Raw genomic sequence first — 18,527 nt, forward strand, 5'->3', positions numbered from 1 at the left:
TGTGAGGATTTATGTAACGATGTCTTTTTAAGATATATGGGTTCATTTATTAATAACGCTTTCGCGAAAGCGTACTACTCATTACGACCATCAGTACTTATTTATTCCCATTATACATGAGTGTTAATTCTTATCTTCGCCCTAAAAGTAGAATTTATGAGCATTTTTTATATTCTAGTGGGCTTGGTATTGCTAGTAGTAGGTGGGGAGTTTTTAGTGAGGGCATCTGTTGGGTTGTCATTTAAGCTCAACCTTTCTAAAATGGTGATTGGTCTTACGGTTGTGTCATTTGCGACCTCCGCGCCAGAGCTTTTAGTGAGTGTTCAAGCAGCTTTAGACGGTAGTTCTGATATTGCATTAGGTAATGTCATAGGGTCTAATATTGCAAACATAGGTCTCGTTTTAGGTATCACTGCAGTAATTTCTGCACTTGCGATAGATCGTGATTTTTACCGTTTTAACTGGCCGGTGATGATGTTCTTTTCTGTAGCCTTGTTTTTTCTACTCTCAAATGATGGAAAACTCACCGCTACCGAAGGTGGAGGACTACTTGCGGCACTTGGTGTTTATTTATATTTCTTACTTCGCAGAGCTAGAAAAAGTGCAGCGTTAGAAGGAAGCGATGGTGTAGATGAGGGATTAGGTCAAGCATCTTATTTTAAAATAATCTTCTGGCTTCTCATAGGTGGAGCAGCATTGTACTTTGGTTCTGAGTGGCTCGTTTCTGGAGCAAAGGAGCTTGCAACGGCTGTTGGTATAAGTGAATACGCTATTTCTGTAACTGTTATCGCAATAGGGACTAGTGTTCCAGAACTGGCGGCATCTGTTATAGCGGCTTTAAAGAAAGAGAAAGCTATTTCTTTAGGAAACTTAATAGGTTCTAATATTTTTAATATTGCCTCAGTATTAGGGATAACATCGCTTATTAAGGACATTAATGTGGTAGATGATGCTATTTTAGGCACTAATATTTACTGGATGATAGGCTTTGCAGCAATCTTATTACCACTTGCTTTTATACCTACAAAATTACAGATAGGGAGAATTAAAGGGTTGGTCCTTGTAGGAGCTTACATATTATTTATAGCACTCGCATTTGCGGCCTAACGTAAACTGGTTGCTCGTAAAATTTACAATCGTATTAAGTATGTCAATATGTTGATTATATAATGCTCTTATTGTCTTCAAAGTACGCTTTCGCGAAAGCGTAACACAAAAAAAATGCTCAACCTAAGTTGAGCATTTTTACATTTATATATAAATCAGAATTAAACCTTTGCAGTTTTTACAGTCTCGATAATACGACCTGCTACGCGGTATGGATCTGCGTTTGAAGCTGGACGACGATCTTCTAGCCATCCTTTCCATCCTTGCTCTACAGTGATAATAGGGATACGTAATGACGCTCCACGATCTGATACTCCATAAGAGAAGTCCGAAATAGAAGCAGTCTCGTGATCTCCAGTAAGACGCTGCTCATTGTGAGCTCCGTATGCTTTAATATGTTCTTTTGTAAATGGACGGAAAGCCTCACATATTTTTTCGTAAGTTTCTTTAGACCCACAAGTTCTCAGTACTTCATTTGAGAAGTTTGCGTGCATACCAGAACCGTTCCAGTCTCCTTTTACTGGTTTAGGGTGATACTCAATGTACCATCCATACTGCTCAGTAAGACGATCTAGAAGGTAACGTGATACCCATATTTCATCTCCAGCTTTTTTTGCTCCTTTTGCAAATAATTGGTATTCCCACTGTCCAGAAGCAACCTCTTGGTTAATTCCTTCAAAGTTAAGACCAGCCTCGATACAAAGGTCTGCGTGCTCTTCTACAAAATCACGACCATGTGTATGACGACCTCCTACAGAACAGTAATACATTCCTTGTGGTCCTGGGTATCCACCTATTGGGAAACCTAAAGGTAGTTGAGTTTCTCTATCCATGATAAAATATTCTTGCTCAAAACCGAACCAGAAATCATTATCATCATCATCTATTTTTGCTCTGTGGTTTGATGCATGTGGCGTACCATCTGCACTTAGCACTTCTGTCATTACTAAAAATCCATCAGTACGTTGTGGATCTGGGTAGATAGCTACTGGTTTTAGAAGACAATCTGAAGCTCCTCCAGATGCTTGCTTAGTAGAAGACCCATCAAAAGACCATATTGGACAGTCTTCTAATTTTCCGCTAAAGTCGTTTACAACTTTAGTCTTGCTTCTCATATTTTGTGTGGGTGTGTACCCGTCTAACCAAATGTATTCTAGTTTTGACTTACTCATAATAGCATTTAATGTTTTAGTTAACGAAGGCAAATATAAAATAATTTTAAAAGGCAATCAGTATTTTAGGGCTTAGTTATTAAAAAATATTGATTTTTATAAACAACCCCTTAAAATTTAGGGGGTCTGTAATATTTGACTATAATTTTTATATTTCCCTTATATTTGTGCCCTAGAATAGTGGTGTTATTAGGTTTTTAGCAACGGCTATTATTAAACATCTCGTAAAATATTTATAATCATTGCGTTATGATAATTTCTCTTTAGTAGAAAATATCGTGACTATAATAATGTAAGATCAATTATGTCAAAAATCCGTTTTAAAGCCTTGCATGATGTGCAACATAGACCAGCAGTAACTTTTGAAGCTTTAGGAAGGCCATCTTCATTATTTAAATCTAACGTTTTTGGAGAGCAAGCTATGCGTCAGTTTCTGTCTAAATCTACCATAGACAGTGTGCAGACAGCGATACGAAAAGGAGATAATATAGATCGCATTACTGCAGACGCCATTGCTACAGGAATGAAATCTTGGGCACTAGAAAAAAGAGCTACCCATTACACGCATTGGTTTCAACCTCTTACAGGTGCCACGGCAGAGAAGCATGATGCTTTTTTTGAAATTACAACAGATGGCCATGTTATTGATAAATTTGACGGAGGACAGCTAGCACAGCAAGAGCCAGATGCCTCGAGCTTTCCTAATGGGGGAATACGCAACACCTTTGAAGCAAGAGGATATACCGCTTGGGATCCTACTTCACCAGCATTTATATATGACAATACCTTGTGTATTCCAACGGTTTTTGTGGCATACACGGGAGAAGCACTTGATTATAAGACACCTTTATTAAAAGCCCTTAACACGATTGATCAAGCTGCTACGGCAGTCGCTCAGTATTTTAATAAAAATGTAAATAAAGTAACAGCGACCTTAGGGTGGGAGCAAGAATTTTTCCTCATAGATGCGTCACTAGCTGCTGCAAGACCCGACTTGATGCTTACAGGGAGAACGCTTTTAGGTCATGCCGCTGCCAAAGGACAACAACTCGATGATCATTACTTTGGATCTATTCCTATCCGTGTGCTGGCATATTTAAAGGAGTTAGAGCAAGAATGCTTGTTACTTGGTATTCCTTTAAAGACAAGGCATAATGAAGTTGCTCCTAATCAATTTGAGATGGCTCCTATTTTTGAAGAAGCAAATCTAGCTGTCGATCACAATGCATTACTCATGGATGTGATGCAGAAAGTAGCGCAACGTCATCACTTTAAGGTACTCTTTCATGAGAAACCATTTGAGAATATAAATGGTAGTGGGAAACATAATAACTGGTCACTAGCTACAGATACAGGAGTAAACCTACTAAGCCCAGGAAGTACTCCAATGAAAAATTTACAATTTCTCACCTTCTTTGTAAATACTATTAAAGCGGTTCATGAGCATGAAGCTTTGCTTAGAGCTTCTATTGCTAGTGCGGGTAATGATTATCGTTTAGGTGCAAATGAAGCACCACCAGCCATTATATCTGTATTTATAGGTTCGCAACTCACACAAGTGCTAGATGAGTTAGAAAAAGTAACAGATGGAAAATTATCTCCACAAGAAAAGACAGATTTAAAACTTAATGTAATAGGTAAGATTCCAGAGATTTTACTTGATAATACAGATCGCAATCGTACCTCACCTTTTGCGTTTACAGGTAATAAGTTCGAGTTTAGAGCCGTAGGTGCTACTGCAAACTGTGCAAACCCGATGACGGTTCTTAACGCAATTGTGGCACAACAGCTTATTGCATTTAAAAAGGAGGTAGATGCTCTTATAGATAATAAGGACATGAAAAAGGACGATGCTATCTTTAATATCCTTAGAGAGTATATAAAGGACAGTAAGAAAATAAGATTTGAAGGAGATGGTTATGGAGCCTCTTGGGAAAAAGAAGCAAAAAAGCGCAAGCTCAGTAATAATAAGACCACAGTTTCTGCTCTTGAAGCTCGCATAAGTAAGAGTACGGTAGCATTATTTGAGTCTTTAGGTATTATGAACAATGTTGAGATTCAAGCGCGTTACGAGATCGAACTTGAAGAGTACGTAAAACGTATACAGATAGAAAGCCGTGTGCTAGGTGATGTAGCTCGTAATCATATTATTCCTACAGCTTTGAGATATCAAAATGTTTTGATAGACAATGTAAGAGGTTTGAAAGAAATATATGGTGAAGATTTTACCGCTTTCGCGAAAGCGCAAACAACCATTATTAAATCAATCTCAGAACATACCGCTAGTATTAATAGTCTCATAACGGAAATGATAAATGCTCGAAAAGAAGCAAATGCACTTGACCTTAAAGACAAGGCAGGCAATTATGCTGCGAAAGTGAAGCCATATTTTGAGCAGATAAGAAGAGATTGTGATAAATTAGAACTTTTAGTGGAAGATGAGTTATGGCCTTTACCAAAATATAGAGAATTACTCTTCATAAATTAAGCTCTGTTTTTTAATTAAAGTCACAAGGCTTTATAATGTACAAGTATAAGACGACTGTAAGTTTCTTATAGTCAGCGTACTCGTAAGAAAAATCTGATTCTAATATACCCGCATCTATAAAGGGGTGTTTACCCCTGCGTGCTTAGCCACTGTAAACACTAGCGCTAAGCGAAAAATGTTAAATATATAATAACGTTTCATCGAAAACAGCTGGTAACTTCTTGGAAGAGAGATAGATTTTCCTAATTTAGTACTCGTATTACAACCATTATCTCCCCCTCGTAATACTTACTCCCCCGTAATAATAGATTAAAAGACGCAATTGCGATGACAATGACGATGATTTGTTGTGTCTTACAGATATGTATTTATTAACCATTTATATATTATTAACTTAAACTCAATTATTATGAAAAAAGTAATTTTTAGTGCCGCGGCACTCATGATCGGAGCGGTTGCTTTGGGGCAGACTACTCAGCAATCTAACACTGGAGTCACTGTAGGAACAGCTAGTACGGCAGCATCTGTTTTGTTAACACAGCCAGCATTAACGCCTGTAGCAAATAAGGGACTTGCTATTCAAAACGGAAATGATAACTTACTTGAGGTACGTCAAACGGGATCGTCTCAAGGTGTGTATACAAATCAGTCTGATGGTAACGGCCTCGGGATGAATGAAGCACGAGTGGTTCAGCAAGGAGGGGTAAGTGCATTGAGTGGTATGTTCAACTTAGCTCAAGTAGAGCAAGTGGGTGAAGGAAACTCAGGAGATGTTGAGCAACAAGGTGATTTGAACGACGCACTTATAGAGCAAGGTCTTGCAGATCTTGGTACGGCAGATTTAAGTAAAGACAACTTAGCACGTATCCAGCAAGGTAATGGTGATCAAGCTCAAAATAACTTTGCAGCTGTAACGCAGCAAGGAGAAGATAACAACGCACACACACTCCAAACATATGACAATAACACTGCTTGGACAGTGCAGAATGGAGAGGATAATGCGGCTTATATTCGTCAAAAAGCGAATGGAAATCAAACAGAAGGTCACGACGCCCTTGTAGACCAATTTGGTGATGATAACGAATCAGTAGTAAATCAAGAAGGTTCTGCAAAGAACACTGCACGTACTGTAGTTAATGGAGACGGTAATGCTTCAAGTCAGATTCAAATTTCTACTGGTAGTGCCGCTGGTGATGGTAACGTAGCTTATGTAAATCAAGGAGCATTTCCAGATGCTAATGGCTTAGTGACTGTTGGAGCTGTGGGGTATACTCTTTTAGATGGTATTGTTGATGAAATAGGAAATACTTTAACTGCTCCTACATCAGGTTCTGAAGGTGCAGAGGCATACCAACTTCAAGACGGTGAGCGTAATTTAGCTACTACTTTTCAATTTGGTGAGCCAGGTAATTATACTGAGCAGAGCCAAGATGGAAATGACAACCTATCGCTTACTTATCAAAATCTTTATGGTAATCCTAATGGTGGTGATAACTACCTTGCACATACTCAAGATGGAGATGCAAACATTGCTGGTTCTGCACAAAATGGAAGTGAGCACAAAGCTTGGATTGATCAAAATGGAAGCGGAAACGTTGCTGGATCTACTCAAAGAGGTAAGGGTAATGGTCTCTTAATAGTACAAGATGGGGATGACAACTTTGCTACATCTGCTCAGAGAGGGATTGATAACGACGTTGTAATCTATCAAGATGCTGGACAGAGCTTCGTATCAGAGCAAAACTTACCAGGAAATAATGCACCAGTAGGAGCGCCAAACGGAAATAACTCAATAGATGTTATTCAAGTAGGGCCATCTAATCCATCTGCATTTCCTGCACAACAGAATTATAGCGCATTCTTATCTAGAACTAGAGCTGCACAATCAAATTTAGTTGGAGCATCAAGAATAGGACTTACAAACATCAATTAAGAAATGTTTGAAAATGTAAAGTTATTTTTCTGAAATAAACCATAGAATAAGGGGGAAGGATAGGCGTAAATTTATTGAGCGTTTAGCACTTCCTCCCTTATTATTTAATTAAAAATTTTAAAATCATGAGAATTTTTAAGAACATACGTAGCTTTTTGAATGTTATTATAATAGCCTCATTTTTAGCTTTTTCATCAATTATAAGTGGACAGACCTATTCAAATGAGCAAAATGATAGTCAAGGAGTCGCAGAAACGAATGAGTTATCTAGAGCCAGTTTTTTATCAACTTTTGGTCTCAGTGCATCCACAAAAACATTAGATCCTGCTCAAAGTGGCAATTCAATCTTTTTAACACAGATAGGAGAGCTTAATAAAATTAGTATAGGCGTTAAAGCCGAAGCAAGTGAAATTAATTTATCGCAAAATGGCAATGAAAATTTCACACAACTCAATTATAATGTAAATACTGTATTTGCTGAGATTGCTCAGAATGGAAATAATAACACTGTCTTAGATTTTGTGAATAGTCCAACATCTAATATCGCCTTAGAATTACAACAAAATGGAGATAATTTAAATTTTGAAAGACAAGGAACAAATGCTTTGACAGAATCTTTGAGATTTATACAAACAGAAGCTTCGCCAAATTTGATAATTCGAAGTAATAATTAAATGAAAAATTAAGATTAAAAACTTGATGACAGACATACGCCAAATACTAGCTCTAGTTATTATGTTATTATGGTCCACAATGTCTGTAAGTCAGTTTTATAACAAAGAAGTAAAGGCAGAAATAAGAGTGCAGAGAAACAGTGAGTTTTTAGAGTTCTTTGCTATTGCCGAAAATAAAACACCATCTGATCTATCATTAACATATGATTTTATGATATTTCAGACAGATGATGATGGAGAGGTAAATAAAACTAATGAGCAAAAGAGGTTTGAGATAAAAGGTAGAGAAAGAAAAGTTTTGAGGTCATTATCACTTAGTAACTCTTTCACAAATAGAGTGGTGATCGCCTTTTTAATTTACGACCTTGATGGAAAACCCGTTGGTAAATATAGAATTGAACTTCCCCAAGGAAGTCAAACCAAGGCCAGTGAAAATGAAAAAATAAGTAAAGTTTCAAAGGATCAAGAAGTTGCTCAAGACGGATTTGAAATAAATGGGCTTGTTATTCAAAAGACAATAACAAAAGCTGGAAGAGACTTTTATAGATTCTTTTACAGTGATTATTATAATAAGGGAATAAAGACAAACAAGAATATTACAATTGTAGAAATTCCAGGTAGGCAGAGATCTACTAGAATTAGTGTTAAAGTGGGTGATAAAATTGTATGGCAGTTTTTCTCACAACCCAAGAAAACATTTCTACAAGAGATGGCTTCACTAGCAATGGGAAGATGCATTGTGCAATTGCAAAATTTGGAAAGACAAAAAGAAGATTATTTAAAATATTAATATGAGAACATTTTTTTTAGTAGTAGCGCTTTGTTTTTATGGAAGTATATGTTTTGGTCAACAATTTTCATATAAACCTAAAAATCCATTTTTTGGAGGAGATACGTTCAATTATCAACAATTATTAAGTTCTGCAGCAGCTCAAAACGGCTTAACCGCACCGACAACAGCACAAGAACAAGAATCAGATCTTGATAGATTTGGAAGAGATTTGAGTGGTCAATTACTTAATCGTATAGAAAGAGAATTATCAGCAGCACAGCTAGATGGGCTTAATATAACAGAAGAAGGCACATTTACATTTGGAAATCTTAATGTAGAGGTTTTTGAAACGTTTGAGGGCTTGGTAATCAATATTCTCGACACTACAAACGGGGAAGAAACCCAAGTTATAGTTCCAAATTAAACTCAATTTATGAAATTATTTACAAGGCTGGTATGTTTGTTCAGTTCATTGCTTCTCGCTTCTTGTGGAGCTTATTTTAACCAACCATTTAATCAAACTTCTGCTAGAGTAGGAGAGTTGTCAAAATCGTCAAATAAACTACTTGATTTGCCAGAAGCAGCTTCTAAAGTCGAGGTGGCTGTATATAATTTCAGTGATCAAACAGGTCAATTTAAGCCTGTAGAAAACGGCAGTACTTTCAGTACAGCCGTGACTCAAGGTGGCACTACAATTTTAATAAAAGCTCTTGAAGATAGTGGCTGGTTCAAGCCTATTGAACGTGAGAATTTATCAAACCTTTCTACGGAGCGAAACATTATACGTAACACAAAAAAAGAATATATAAAAAACCTCAACCCGAATGAGCCGCCGTTACCTCCTTTATTATATGCAGGTTTAATCTTAGAGGGAGGGATCATCTCTTACGATACTAATATAGTGACCGGTGGAATAGGTGCGAGGTACTTTGGGCTAGGAGGTTCAGCGCAGTATAGACAGGATCGTATCACAATATATCTAAGAGCTGTCAAAACTACAAATGGAGAGATTTTGAAAACGATTTATGTTTCTAAAACTATATTATCACAAGCGCTAGATGCTAGTTTTTTTAGATTCGTTAAGTTTCAAAGACTTCTGGAAGCAGAAACAGGAATTACTCAAAGTGAACCTGTACAAATTGCAGTAAAAGATGCTATAGAAAAAGCAGTACATGATTTAGTATTAGAAGGAATAGAAAATGAGTATTGGAGTTCAAAGCAAGGTAGTGCTGTAAATGATAGTCTTGTAGCAAAGTATAGAGAAGAAAAATCGCTTGAGGAATCTCAAGGGCTATATGACCGTATGTTTGTTAAAAACGATTATAATAATTATGTATTACTGGACGTAGGTGTTAACTTAATCGATGGTGATTATGTCCCTAAAAAACTAGGTTTGTTAGGTAGATTATCTTATGAGAAGAGCATTTCAAATTCATTTAGTTTAAATTTAGCTGGAAGTGTATTTCAAATTAATAATGGAGATGTTCTTAAAAATTATTTTGGAAGTATTGATTTAAACTCAAAAATGTACTTACTGCCTAACGACAATTTTGGACCCTATATTTATGGCGGTCCAGGAGTCGTTATAGATGGTGTGAATTCTAGTGAGGATGGTTTGTCATTAGGTGAAGCATTTGTCAAATTACAGTATGGGGGAGGGCTCCAATATAAACTTTCTCCTAGATTGCATTTTAATGCTTTTGCCGAGCATAACATTATGTTGGATGATGAATTAGACGGTGTTTCTCAAGGTAAAAGAGACGACTTTTATTTCACATTTGGAGTTGGACTGAAGTATGGTTTTAGTTTCAAGAAGAAGAAAATAGCAATAAAAAATTAATAAGATTTAATTAAAAACTAAAGAATAATGAATTATCTGAAAAGCTTTGTTACTGCCATTTTGATTGGTTCTCTATTTTTTAGCTGTAGTGAAGATAGCATAGAAGGGGAAACTTTTGGGACTATTACAGGAACTGTAATAAGCGACGAATCTGGAGAGCCTTTGGAGGATGTGAAAATAACTACAAATCCTGCTTCCACGACTGCTTTTTCAGATAATGATGGGTTTTTTACACTTGATAATGTATTAGTTAGGAATTATTCTGTACAAGCGGAGTTGGATGAGTTTTTGACAGATTTTGAAGCAGTTGAGGTCAATGAAGGTCAGGTGTCAGTAGTCGCCTTTGAAATGAAGATATCAAATAATATAAATAATTCACCTAGTGTACCAGATCTCATATTCCCTGAAGACGGAGCAGAAGATATTCCTTTAGAAGTTACCTTAGCCTGGAATTCAATAGATCCGGAAGAAGACGAAATTGAGTATCTGATAGAGCTAAGGAATGGCTCTACTAATGAAATTGAAAGCTTTGAGGTCTCACAAGACACAACCTTAGTTGTAGATAATCTTAGTCTTTCCACAAATTACTTTTGGCAGGTAATAGCAAATGATCAGAATAATCCAGATGTTTTATCTGAGATAGGATCATTTAAGACATTTTCGGCATTAAATAATCCCTTTCTATTCGTAAAAAGAGTTGGTACAAATAATGTAATCTTTTCTGGAGATTCATCAGAGAATGTAGAAGACAGTGAGGATATAGATGTGAATGTCTTACAACTCACAGACGAAGAAACAAACAGCTTTAGACCTAAACGAAATTTAGAAACTCAGGCAATCGCTTTTCTGAGAAATATAGGAGGCGAAACTCATCTTTTTAAAATGGACTTTTCTGGTGAAAATATTACTCAAGTTACAAGTGCTGTTCCAGTAGCAGGATTTCGTCAGGAAGAGGTTCAATTTAGTTGGTCGCAAAATGGACAAAGTTTGTTATACCCTAATTTTGATAAATTATATAGAATCAATACAGATGGAAGTGGTAATACATTATTGTATAGTACCCCTGATGGGGCCCTGATAAATGAAATTGCTGTTTCTAATGCTAATTCTAATGAAATTGTTATAAAGACTAATAATACAAGAGGTTACGGTTGTAGAATAGTCGCTGTATCATTATCTAGCCAACAGGAAGTGCAAGTAGTTTCAGAGGGATTAGGTGGAGGATATTCAGGCTTAGATATTAGTGCTAATGGCTCAGATATTATATATGCTAGAGACGTAAATGAGTTTGAGGACCCTCAAGTCTACAGGTTGTTTAAATCTAGAGTATTTGTTTTTAATAGAGATACGGCAACTACCACAAGTATAAATACGGATGTAGCATTAGGACAGAATGACTTAAATCCAAGTTTTTCACCTGATGAGGGGCGTTTGATTTTAACTAGAAAATTAAATAATCAGAATGCCACTTCAGAAATACTTATTGTTAATCTAGAAACGACTGATAACAATCAAGAATTATTCTCTAATGCCTCCATGGCAAATTGGGATTAAATCATTTTCATTACATTAAATAAGATTAAAGCGCATTACCATTTAGTGCGCTTTAATCTTTTGTGTCTATTGGTTTTCTATCTATTTCGCTCGCATTCCTTTCTTCAAAACGCTTCTTGTAGTTTTATTTAATGCGTAATCAAGTGGTTTCTTGCCTTTATGATTTATTTGATTTGAATCTGCATCACTAGTTATCAAGAGTTCAATTATAGGTAGCGCATATTCCTTTTGACTAGCTAGAATATGTAATGCTGTATTGCCAGATGGATCTTGAATGTTTACGTCAGCACCTAACTCAATTAGGTTTTGCATTATTAATTTACTGTCTTCTGTCAAAGATCTGCTTAGTGTATGTATTGGATAATTACCATCATCAAATGCGACATTTAATTCTATTTCTTTCTGTTTTACAAGTAGTAATACCCCTTCAGTAAAATGATAATCTATGGCTATTCTTAAATGCTCTTGACTGCATGTAGCTCCATTTTTAATAAGCTCTTTTAGAGAACCTATCATTTTATAACGGATAGCATCTTCAATAGCTAGGGAAGGATTTGCTCCATTAGATAATAGCCTTTTTAGAACTGATAAATTTCCTTTACGTGCTGCACTGCGAATAAATTCATTACTATTTAAACTAGATACATAATCCATTAATAATAAAATAAGAGGTTCATTTTTAGTTTCCATTGCATTAGCTAGTGACTCATCAGCTTTGGCTCCGCTTTTTAATAAGGAATTTACAATTTCAATATTTTCTGTTTCTGTCGCGTCTAGTAAAGCATTGTCAAGGTTAATGTTTCCTTGATTCACAAGTAACTCAACGAGACCTAGGTTTTCATTTGTAATTGCTGATTCGATGAGTAGTGGGTCTGTAGTGTCTGCTCCCATAGAGATTAAGTACTGACTTATAGTTTGGTTCTCTATAGTTATGGCTTTATTAATCCCTCTACTAGGGTTACTATTATTAGACACCAATAGTTTTACCATGTCAACATTCTCACCAGCTACAGCAAGGGGCAACAGATTATCAACATCTACTCCTACTTTCTTTGTTGCAATCACAGATGCTGCAAAAGGTAAGTTGTTTTCTTTAATAGCTGCTTTCATAGCTACATGTGGGTTTCCATTATACAGGTTTAATACATCATTAAATAATTGAGCATCATCTTTCTGAGCAGCATAAAATAGTGCGCTGTCTGGAGCTGCCTTATTTTGAAGTGCGACATTGATAGCGTTGATATTCTCTTTAGTAATGGCATACTCTAATGACTCAGAGGCATTTCCGCCATTTTTAAGTGAGATATCTAGAATTTCATAATTATTGTTGTCTGTTGCTATATTAGAGATTTTATTACTGCTTATATGTGCATTCTTATTAATAAAGTAATTGAATAACGCTGTGTTATCAAGCATTGATGTGACTTCGAGAGTATTTTCATTTGCTTCAGTTACAGGTATGATTATGTTTTTAAGATCTTCATTACCATTTCTCAGAGCGCTATCTAAAAGAGACGCATCTGCGGTTGCACCGAGTGTTGTAAATTTTTTAGCGAGCTCAGCATCATTGTTTTCTACGGCTAGTGATAATTCTTTTTTACCTGCTTTAAATGCTTTAAACTCCACACTCATTAAAGCTTTGACAGATGGATAATGATCTGTGTCTAGTGCAAATGATAAATCATTGTTTACAGGAGTAGCTCCTTCCCTCAGTAATGCATAAATAATAGGTTCGCTTTGAAAAGCAACCGCCTTATAAATCATATTATTTTTAAAAGGAGCACCTCTTTCTAAAAGGATTAATACTTTTTGTTCATCAAAATATTCTTTAAGGAATAGCAAGTCGAGATCCTCACTATTTGGTATTACTCCTTTATCTAGTACAAAATTTAGTATTTGTGAGGATTGTTTTGAAGTAATAATAGCGGCGATTAACCCAGGGATTCTTCTAGTTGCATTCTGTGTTAGTAAAGTTTTCATGCGAGCTAGATCACCTATGTTTGCAGCTCTTACAATCTCTGTTTGTAATGCAGTATTATAATGTTGTGCGTTATTTTCTAATAATTTTTTTTCCTTTTCTAGAGATAATACGTAAGCTACCTCATAAATATCGCCGTCTATAGTCGTTATCTCCACATCTTTATGAATATCCCTTACGAGCGCTTCTTTATAAAAAGTTTTTGCTTCTTCGGGGCCAGAAACTCGTAAGCGCTTACGTTCTCTACTTTTGACTAGTTTTTTTGTGTCATCCCATACACTTACATATCCTTTTTCTAAGTCCTCAGGTTTTGCTGTAATGATGACTTGCTTATTGAGTTTTATTTCTTCGTCAGTGATTAAGGTTTCTAGCCGTACACCGCCACGATCTATTAGTGGTGCGGTACGTAGCATAGCTTCGTCTTTTGAAAATCCTCCAAAAAATAAATCACCCGTATAGGCATCCACATCACTTGAGGTAGCGCCAGCACTTTTTTTAACTAGTTTGTCGATAGATTGTTTGAAACGCAAGGAATATTTAGTGAAATAAGCAGAAGGCTGCGGGGCATGTAATTGATTTTTAGAAGTGCGTACAGCTATTTCAATAACACTATCGAGCAATTGTATTTTCCTTTCTTTTTTCTGTATGTTTTCTGTAGTTAGGTTTTTAAAAGCCTTAGTCCAAGGTTGTAGTGTAACATCTATGGGGGCAGCATTGTTTTCTAAAGTAGCTTGCCAGTCTGTAAACCATGGTGCGTTTATATCACCTCCCTTTGTAAATGAGCTGCTAGATCCAGCGGTAATATATGGATCTGTATCCTCTTGATTTTGATGTGATGCACTAATGTCTTCAATTACTTTTTTCTTAAATAAGTCACGATTATATGGAGAGTATATAAAATCGTCACTTTTGATTAAATTCCTTTTTAAGAAAAGACCTCCATAAATTACTTCATGGGCATAATGTGTCCCGTAACGGTATATAAATCCTTCTGGGGTAATATCGCGTCCCAGTCTTTTAAAATCTTCAACCATGGCACTGTCTAGTACGTTAGAAGAAACCGCTGCGAGTATATCTTTTGATAATGGTATTTGTTTTTTAGTATAAACTAAGAGGGTTTTATTTGACTCTTCGTTATCAAAGCCTTTATAATGTGCTTTACTTTGTACCGCATGATAGGGTTTTGAAAGCGTATCGGCATTTAAAATTTGTTTTTCAAACTCGTAGGGAGATGTTATAAAATGAAAACTCTCCACTGGACTAGTATTAAGTTGAGTACTATGTACAGATCCGTTGATGAGTTGTTTTCCTTTTGAAGATCCTAGCCAGTCTAGCGCATCAACATAACGTATGTCAAAACCCTGTCCTATGACATTGGGGTGTTGTTTTTGCTGGCAGAACAATGGGTTATTTAAAAGAAATAGGAATAGGGGGAGCATAAAGTATTCCTTTCGGAAAAAGCGTGTAGTCTCCAAAGGCAAAGGTATTAGTTAAATAAAATGGTCAATATGTAACTAAAATACTTATAAAATAGCTAAGAAAAAATTCAATTAGATTAAGGTGTAAATAACTGGATTAAAGAGGGTTTGAGGTAAAATGTTTGTAAGAAACGACTGATTTTTAATGATTTTTATCACGCTTTCGCGAAAGCGTGATTATAAGATATAACAGAGAATAAATTATTTTATACGCCAGGTCAAACTGTTTGTAAATCAATTTTAAAGCCCATTATATAATCCCTATTTTTGCGATGTAAAATTTATAGATGAGCCAAGAAATTTCTAAACGATACGCACAACGCGGAGTCTCTGCAGGTAAGGAAGATGTGCATAATGCTATTAAAAATGTAGATAAGGGATTATTTCCTAAAGCATTTTGTAAGATTGTACCGGACGCACTTACCGGAGACGATAATTACTGTCTTGTAATGCATGCAGATGGGGCAGGAACAAAATCTGCTCTTGCATATATGTACTGGAAAGAAACTGGTGATATCTCTGTATGGAAAGGCATCGCACAAGATGCTCTTATCATGAATATAGATGATTTATTGTGTGTGGGCGCAACAGACCATATCATGCTATCATCAACAATAGGGCGTAATAAGAACGTGATTCCTGGTGAAGTTATATCGGCCATTATTAATGGATCTGAAGAACTTTTGGCAGAATTGAAATCTTATGGTGTGACCATTCATTCTACAGGTGGAGAAACGGCAGATGTAGGTGATCTTGTGCGCACAATCATAGTAGACTCTACTGTTACGGCACGTATGAAGCGCAGCGATGTTATTAATAACGCAAACATACGTCCTGGAGATGTTATTGTAGGTCTATCATCTAGCGGTCAAGCGACTTACGAAAATGAATATAATGGAGGTATGGGCAGTAACGGGCTTACTTCTGCACGTCATGACGTGTTTGATAAGTACCTTGCACAAAAATATCCAGAGAGTTTTGACGCAGCAGTACCAGAAGATCTAGTGTATAGCGGTTCAAAAAAACTTACAGATGCAGTACCCGGTAGTCCTCTAGACGCTGGCAAGCTTGTGCTTTCTCCTACGAGAACCTATGCGCCAATCATTAAAGATATTTTATCTAAATATAACTCAGACAGTATACACGGTATGGTACACTGTAGCGGTGGTGCTCAAACAAAAATTTTACATTTTGTAGAGGACTTACACATCATCAAGGATAATCTATTTGAAACTCCACCACTTTTTAAACTTATACAAGAAGAGAGTGGTACAGACTGGAAGGAAATGTACCAAGTGTTTAATATGGGACATCGTATAGAGATTTATTGCCCACAAGAGGTAGCTCAAGAGCTTATAAAGATTTCAACTTCTTATAATGTAGATGCACAAATAGTAGGTAGAGTGGAGGCTTCTCAAAGTGGAAAGAGACTTACTATAAAAAGTGAGAAAGGAACTTTTACTTATTAATATATAGTTTATAAAGCACCTCTTAAAAGAGGGTTGTTGTTATTAAACGGAAGGTCTGTATTCTTTACAGGCCTTTTTTTATGCATATAGAAAAGTGCATTAAGTTTTGTTTCACACGTGGTAATAATGTGCTTTTAGGAAAGTTAGCTATTTCTTTTAAGTTTTTTTTATGATACAAGAAATCCGAGGGCTGTCGTTTTTTCGTATATTTTATATCCCAAGTCAAATGATTATTTAACTACCCCTAATTAGTCAAATAGCTATCCGTATGGAGAAAATTACATCAGCAATTAAATGTAGGAGATTACCATTAATAATCGGTTTTGTGATCTTGATAAATGTAATAGCCGTTATTACATCAGATATGGAGATTATGAGGCTGGTGCGCTTGCTCACTATTGGAATATATATAGCATATTACCTTTTGCGCGCATCACAAAGAAGCTTTATAGTCATTGCAATTTTATTTAGTTTGCTGGCTAGAGATATAGCGGTGATGTTTTACGAGACTAACCTAGGACATAAGTTATACCTTATATTAGGCATTGTTGCTTATGCTACTATATGTTTAGAACGTGGCGATATACTTAAAGTTATAAGTAGAGATAAAAGCGCTTTGATCTTTACCTTTATATTTATTGTCTTAAATACTTTTGCCCTTAATGAAATAACAAAGTTAGTAAGCCTAGGGTTTCAAGGGCCCTTTGAGCCTTATCTATTTTATGTGTATGGTGTATTTATGATTGTTTTTGGAGCAACAGCAATCATTTATAATCAAGTGTATAATAGTAATAGATCTCTTGCTTATATTTTATTTATGATAAGTTTTCTTACCAGCGATGTTACCTCGTTATTTGCATATTACTTTGGATATGAGATGCTTTTTTATGTAGATCGTGTTGCTTATGCAGTAGGATTAGGTCTTTTTTCTTATACAGTTATTGAAACTAGTAGTCAGCTTGAAGAAGCAGAGCAATATGACATGTTATCGTAATTAGTTATGATTTTTTTTTAATTATAAACGTCTCTATAATTTTCTTTACGTAAAAGCATTGCGTTGGTAATGCCACATGCGACATGTGTGATTTTGTTAAGTAAAGTCGTAAATATCTTTATGTGAGATGTTTATGGTTATTTAATTTTGTTAAAGTTTACGTGAGGCTGTATTTATATTTTTACTTTTGTCTACTTTTATTAATAAGTAAAATGCTTTTAGTATTCCCCCAACCAATAATTGACTAATGCAATTTTCATTACGTAAAGCAGGTAAATATTTACCATTAATAACCTTAGGTCTTGTAGTATTAAACATACTGTCTGTTTATTTAGGACGTCATGTTTATCTCTTCAGATACATGCCGCTTGTTACAGTATTATGCTTCCTAGTCTATTACATAATCAAGGCCCCTCGTATTAAATTTATCGTTATTGCAATTCTAGTAATGTTAGCGCTACGAGAATATTCTGTGTTCTACTATTATAAAGACTTTGGACAGATAGCTTATATCCTTCTTGGCTGTGTTACTTATAGTCTTATTATTATAAAGCGGCTAGATATGCTTAATGCATTTTTAAAAGATAGGGTAGCTATACTACTTACTTTGGTCTTTATCGGACTCAATATGATTATACTCAATGAGTTAGTTTCTCAGGTAAAGGAAGGTTATGAAGGGTCTTTTCAGTCAGGTCTCGTGTTCCTTTTCGGAGTTATAATAAGTTTATTAGGAGCAATAGCAGTTTTATATAACCAAGTTATCAATAGCGATAGATCATTAGCTTTTCTATTTTTTGTGTTTTGTTTTATCTTTTCAGACGTGGCGTCTCTTCTTGGGTACTATTTTGGAATTAATTTCTTCTATTATATTGATTTTGTTAGTGCCGCATTAGGATTAGCCTTTTTTTTATACACGGTTTTAGATGTAGATAACAAAGAAGAAGAGAAGAATCAACTTACACAATTGTATTAATTACTATTTCATTTTTTATGCTTTCGCGAAAGCATATATAGACCTCCATTTACCTTTCATTCCTTGTTTAAATTATCGTAAATTCGCTACTTATT

General features: G+C 35.6%; 13 protein-coding genes. 11 read left to right on the forward strand and 2 right to left on the reverse strand.

Annotated features, from left to right (window positions below):
• Positions 1-156: 156 nt before the first annotated feature.
• Entirely contained in the window at positions 157-1,107 is a 951-nt protein-coding gene (locus DCS32_RS11490) for a calcium/sodium antiporter (protein ID WP_108878388.1), read from the forward strand.
• Positions 1,108-1,268: 161 nt separating this feature from the next.
• On the opposite strand, the gene DCS32_RS11495 is transcribed toward DCS32_RS11490, so the two are convergent.
• Positions 1,269-2,279: a glutamine synthetase beta-grasp domain-containing protein gene (locus tag DCS32_RS11495; RefSeq protein ID WP_108878389.1), complete on the reverse strand. Its 1,011-nt coding sequence runs from the start codon at positions 2,277-2,279 to the stop codon at positions 1,269-1,271.
• Positions 2,280-2,583: 304 nt separating this feature from the next.
• Between DCS32_RS11495 and DCS32_RS11500 the strand changes: the two genes are divergently transcribed.
• The 7 genes from DCS32_RS11500 to DCS32_RS11530 all read left to right on the forward strand — a co-directional run bounded on the left by DCS32_RS11500 (position 2,584) and on the right by DCS32_RS11530 (position 11,540).
• Positions 2,584-4,767 (forward strand): glutamine synthetase III, encoded by a 2,184-nt coding sequence (locus DCS32_RS11500; RefSeq protein WP_108878390.1) that lies wholly within the window; start codon positions 2,584-2,586, stop codon positions 4,765-4,767.
• A 409-nt stretch (positions 4,768-5,176) separates the two neighbouring features.
• The gene (locus DCS32_RS11505; protein WP_108878391.1) at positions 5,177-6,700 is read left to right on the forward strand and encodes a curlin; all 1,524 of its coding nucleotides are present in this window, start codon (positions 5,177-5,179) and stop codon (positions 6,698-6,700) included.
• A gap of 125 nt (positions 6,701-6,825) precedes the next feature.
• Positions 6,826-7,374, forward strand: coding sequence for a hypothetical protein (locus tag DCS32_RS11510; RefSeq protein ID WP_108878392.1), 549 nt, complete (start codon positions 6,826-6,828; stop codon positions 7,372-7,374).
• A 25-nt stretch (positions 7,375-7,399) separates the two neighbouring features.
• On the forward strand, positions 7,400-8,164 hold the full coding sequence (locus DCS32_RS11515) for a CsgE family curli-type amyloid fiber assembly protein (RefSeq protein WP_108878393.1): 765 nt from the start codon (positions 7,400-7,402) through the stop codon (positions 8,162-8,164).
• 1 nt (position 8,165) lies between these two features.
• On the forward strand, positions 8,166-8,570 hold the full coding sequence (locus tag DCS32_RS11520) for a curli assembly protein CsgF (protein WP_108878394.1): 405 nt from the start codon (positions 8,166-8,168) through the stop codon (positions 8,568-8,570).
• 9 nt (positions 8,571-8,579) lie between these two features.
• Positions 8,580-9,986, forward strand: coding sequence for a CsgG/HfaB family protein (locus DCS32_RS11525; protein WP_108878395.1), 1,407 nt, complete (start codon positions 8,580-8,582; stop codon positions 9,984-9,986).
• Positions 9,987-10,013: 27 nt separating this feature from the next.
• Positions 10,014-11,540, forward strand: a complete 1,527-nt coding sequence (locus DCS32_RS11530; protein WP_108878396.1) for a carboxypeptidase-like regulatory domain-containing protein — start codon at positions 10,014-10,016, stop codon at positions 11,538-11,540.
• An 81-nt stretch (positions 11,541-11,621) separates the two neighbouring features.
• Here DCS32_RS11530 and DCS32_RS11535 read toward each other — a convergent pair whose 3' ends face one another.
• Positions 11,622-14,957, reverse strand: a complete 3,336-nt coding sequence (locus DCS32_RS11535; RefSeq protein ID WP_108878397.1) for an ankyrin repeat domain-containing protein — start codon at positions 14,955-14,957, stop codon at positions 11,622-11,624.
• A gap of 326 nt (positions 14,958-15,283) precedes the next feature.
• Here DCS32_RS11535 and DCS32_RS11540 point away from each other — a divergent pair, with 326 nt between their 5' ends.
• The 3 genes from DCS32_RS11540 to DCS32_RS16080 all read left to right on the forward strand — a co-directional run bounded on the left by DCS32_RS11540 (position 15,284) and on the right by DCS32_RS16080 (position 18,432).
• Positions 15,284-16,465 (forward strand): AIR synthase related protein, encoded by a 1,182-nt coding sequence (locus DCS32_RS11540; protein WP_108878398.1) that lies wholly within the window; start codon positions 15,284-15,286, stop codon positions 16,463-16,465.
• Between the two features lie 325 nt (positions 16,466-16,790).
• On the forward strand, positions 16,791-17,459 hold the full coding sequence (locus DCS32_RS11545; protein WP_162533642.1) for a hypothetical protein: 669 nt from the start codon (positions 16,791-16,793) through the stop codon (positions 17,457-17,459).
• A 247-nt stretch (positions 17,460-17,706) separates the two neighbouring features.
• A complete protein-coding gene (locus tag DCS32_RS16080) occupies positions 17,707-18,432 on the forward strand; it encodes a hypothetical protein (RefSeq protein ID WP_162533643.1) in 726 nt (241 codons plus the stop codon).
• Positions 18,433-18,527 lie beyond the last annotated feature (95 nt).

Source organism: Dokdonia sp. Dokd-P16 (assembly GCF_003095655.1).
In the GTDB taxonomy this organism is placed as follows: Bacteria; Bacteroidota; Bacteroidia; order Flavobacteriales; family Flavobacteriaceae; genus Dokdonia.

Coding starts and splice junctions, on each gene's coding strand:
- DCS32_RS16080 (WP_162533643.1), top strand. CDS start 17,707: ATGCAATTTTCATTACGTAAAGCAGGTAAATATTTACCATTAATAACC.
- DCS32_RS11530 (WP_108878396.1), top strand. CDS start 10,014: ATGAATTATCTGAAAAGCTTTGTTACTGCCATTTTGATTGGTTCTCTA.
- DCS32_RS11500 (WP_108878390.1), top strand. CDS start 2,584: ATGTCAAAAATCCGTTTTAAAGCCTTGCATGATGTGCAACATAGACCA.
- DCS32_RS11495 (WP_108878389.1), bottom strand. CDS start 2,279: ATGAGTAAGTCAAAACTAGAATACATTTGGTTAGACGGGTACACACCC.
- DCS32_RS11515 (WP_108878393.1), top strand. CDS start 7,400: ATGACAGACATACGCCAAATACTAGCTCTAGTTATTATGTTATTATGG.
- DCS32_RS11520 (WP_108878394.1), top strand. CDS start 8,166: ATGAGAACATTTTTTTTAGTAGTAGCGCTTTGTTTTTATGGAAGTATA.
- DCS32_RS11510 (WP_108878392.1), top strand. CDS start 6,826: ATGAGAATTTTTAAGAACATACGTAGCTTTTTGAATGTTATTATAATA.
- DCS32_RS11540 (WP_108878398.1), top strand. CDS start 15,284: ATGAGCCAAGAAATTTCTAAACGATACGCACAACGCGGAGTCTCTGCA.
- DCS32_RS11490 (WP_108878388.1), top strand. CDS start 157: ATGAGCATTTTTTATATTCTAGTGGGCTTGGTATTGCTAGTAGTAGGT.
- DCS32_RS11505 (WP_108878391.1), top strand. CDS start 5,177: ATGAAAAAAGTAATTTTTAGTGCCGCGGCACTCATGATCGGAGCGGTT.
- DCS32_RS11535 (WP_108878397.1), bottom strand. CDS start 14,957: ATGCTCCCCCTATTCCTATTTCTTTTAAATAACCCATTGTTCTGCCAG.
- DCS32_RS11525 (WP_108878395.1), top strand. CDS start 8,580: ATGAAATTATTTACAAGGCTGGTATGTTTGTTCAGTTCATTGCTTCTC.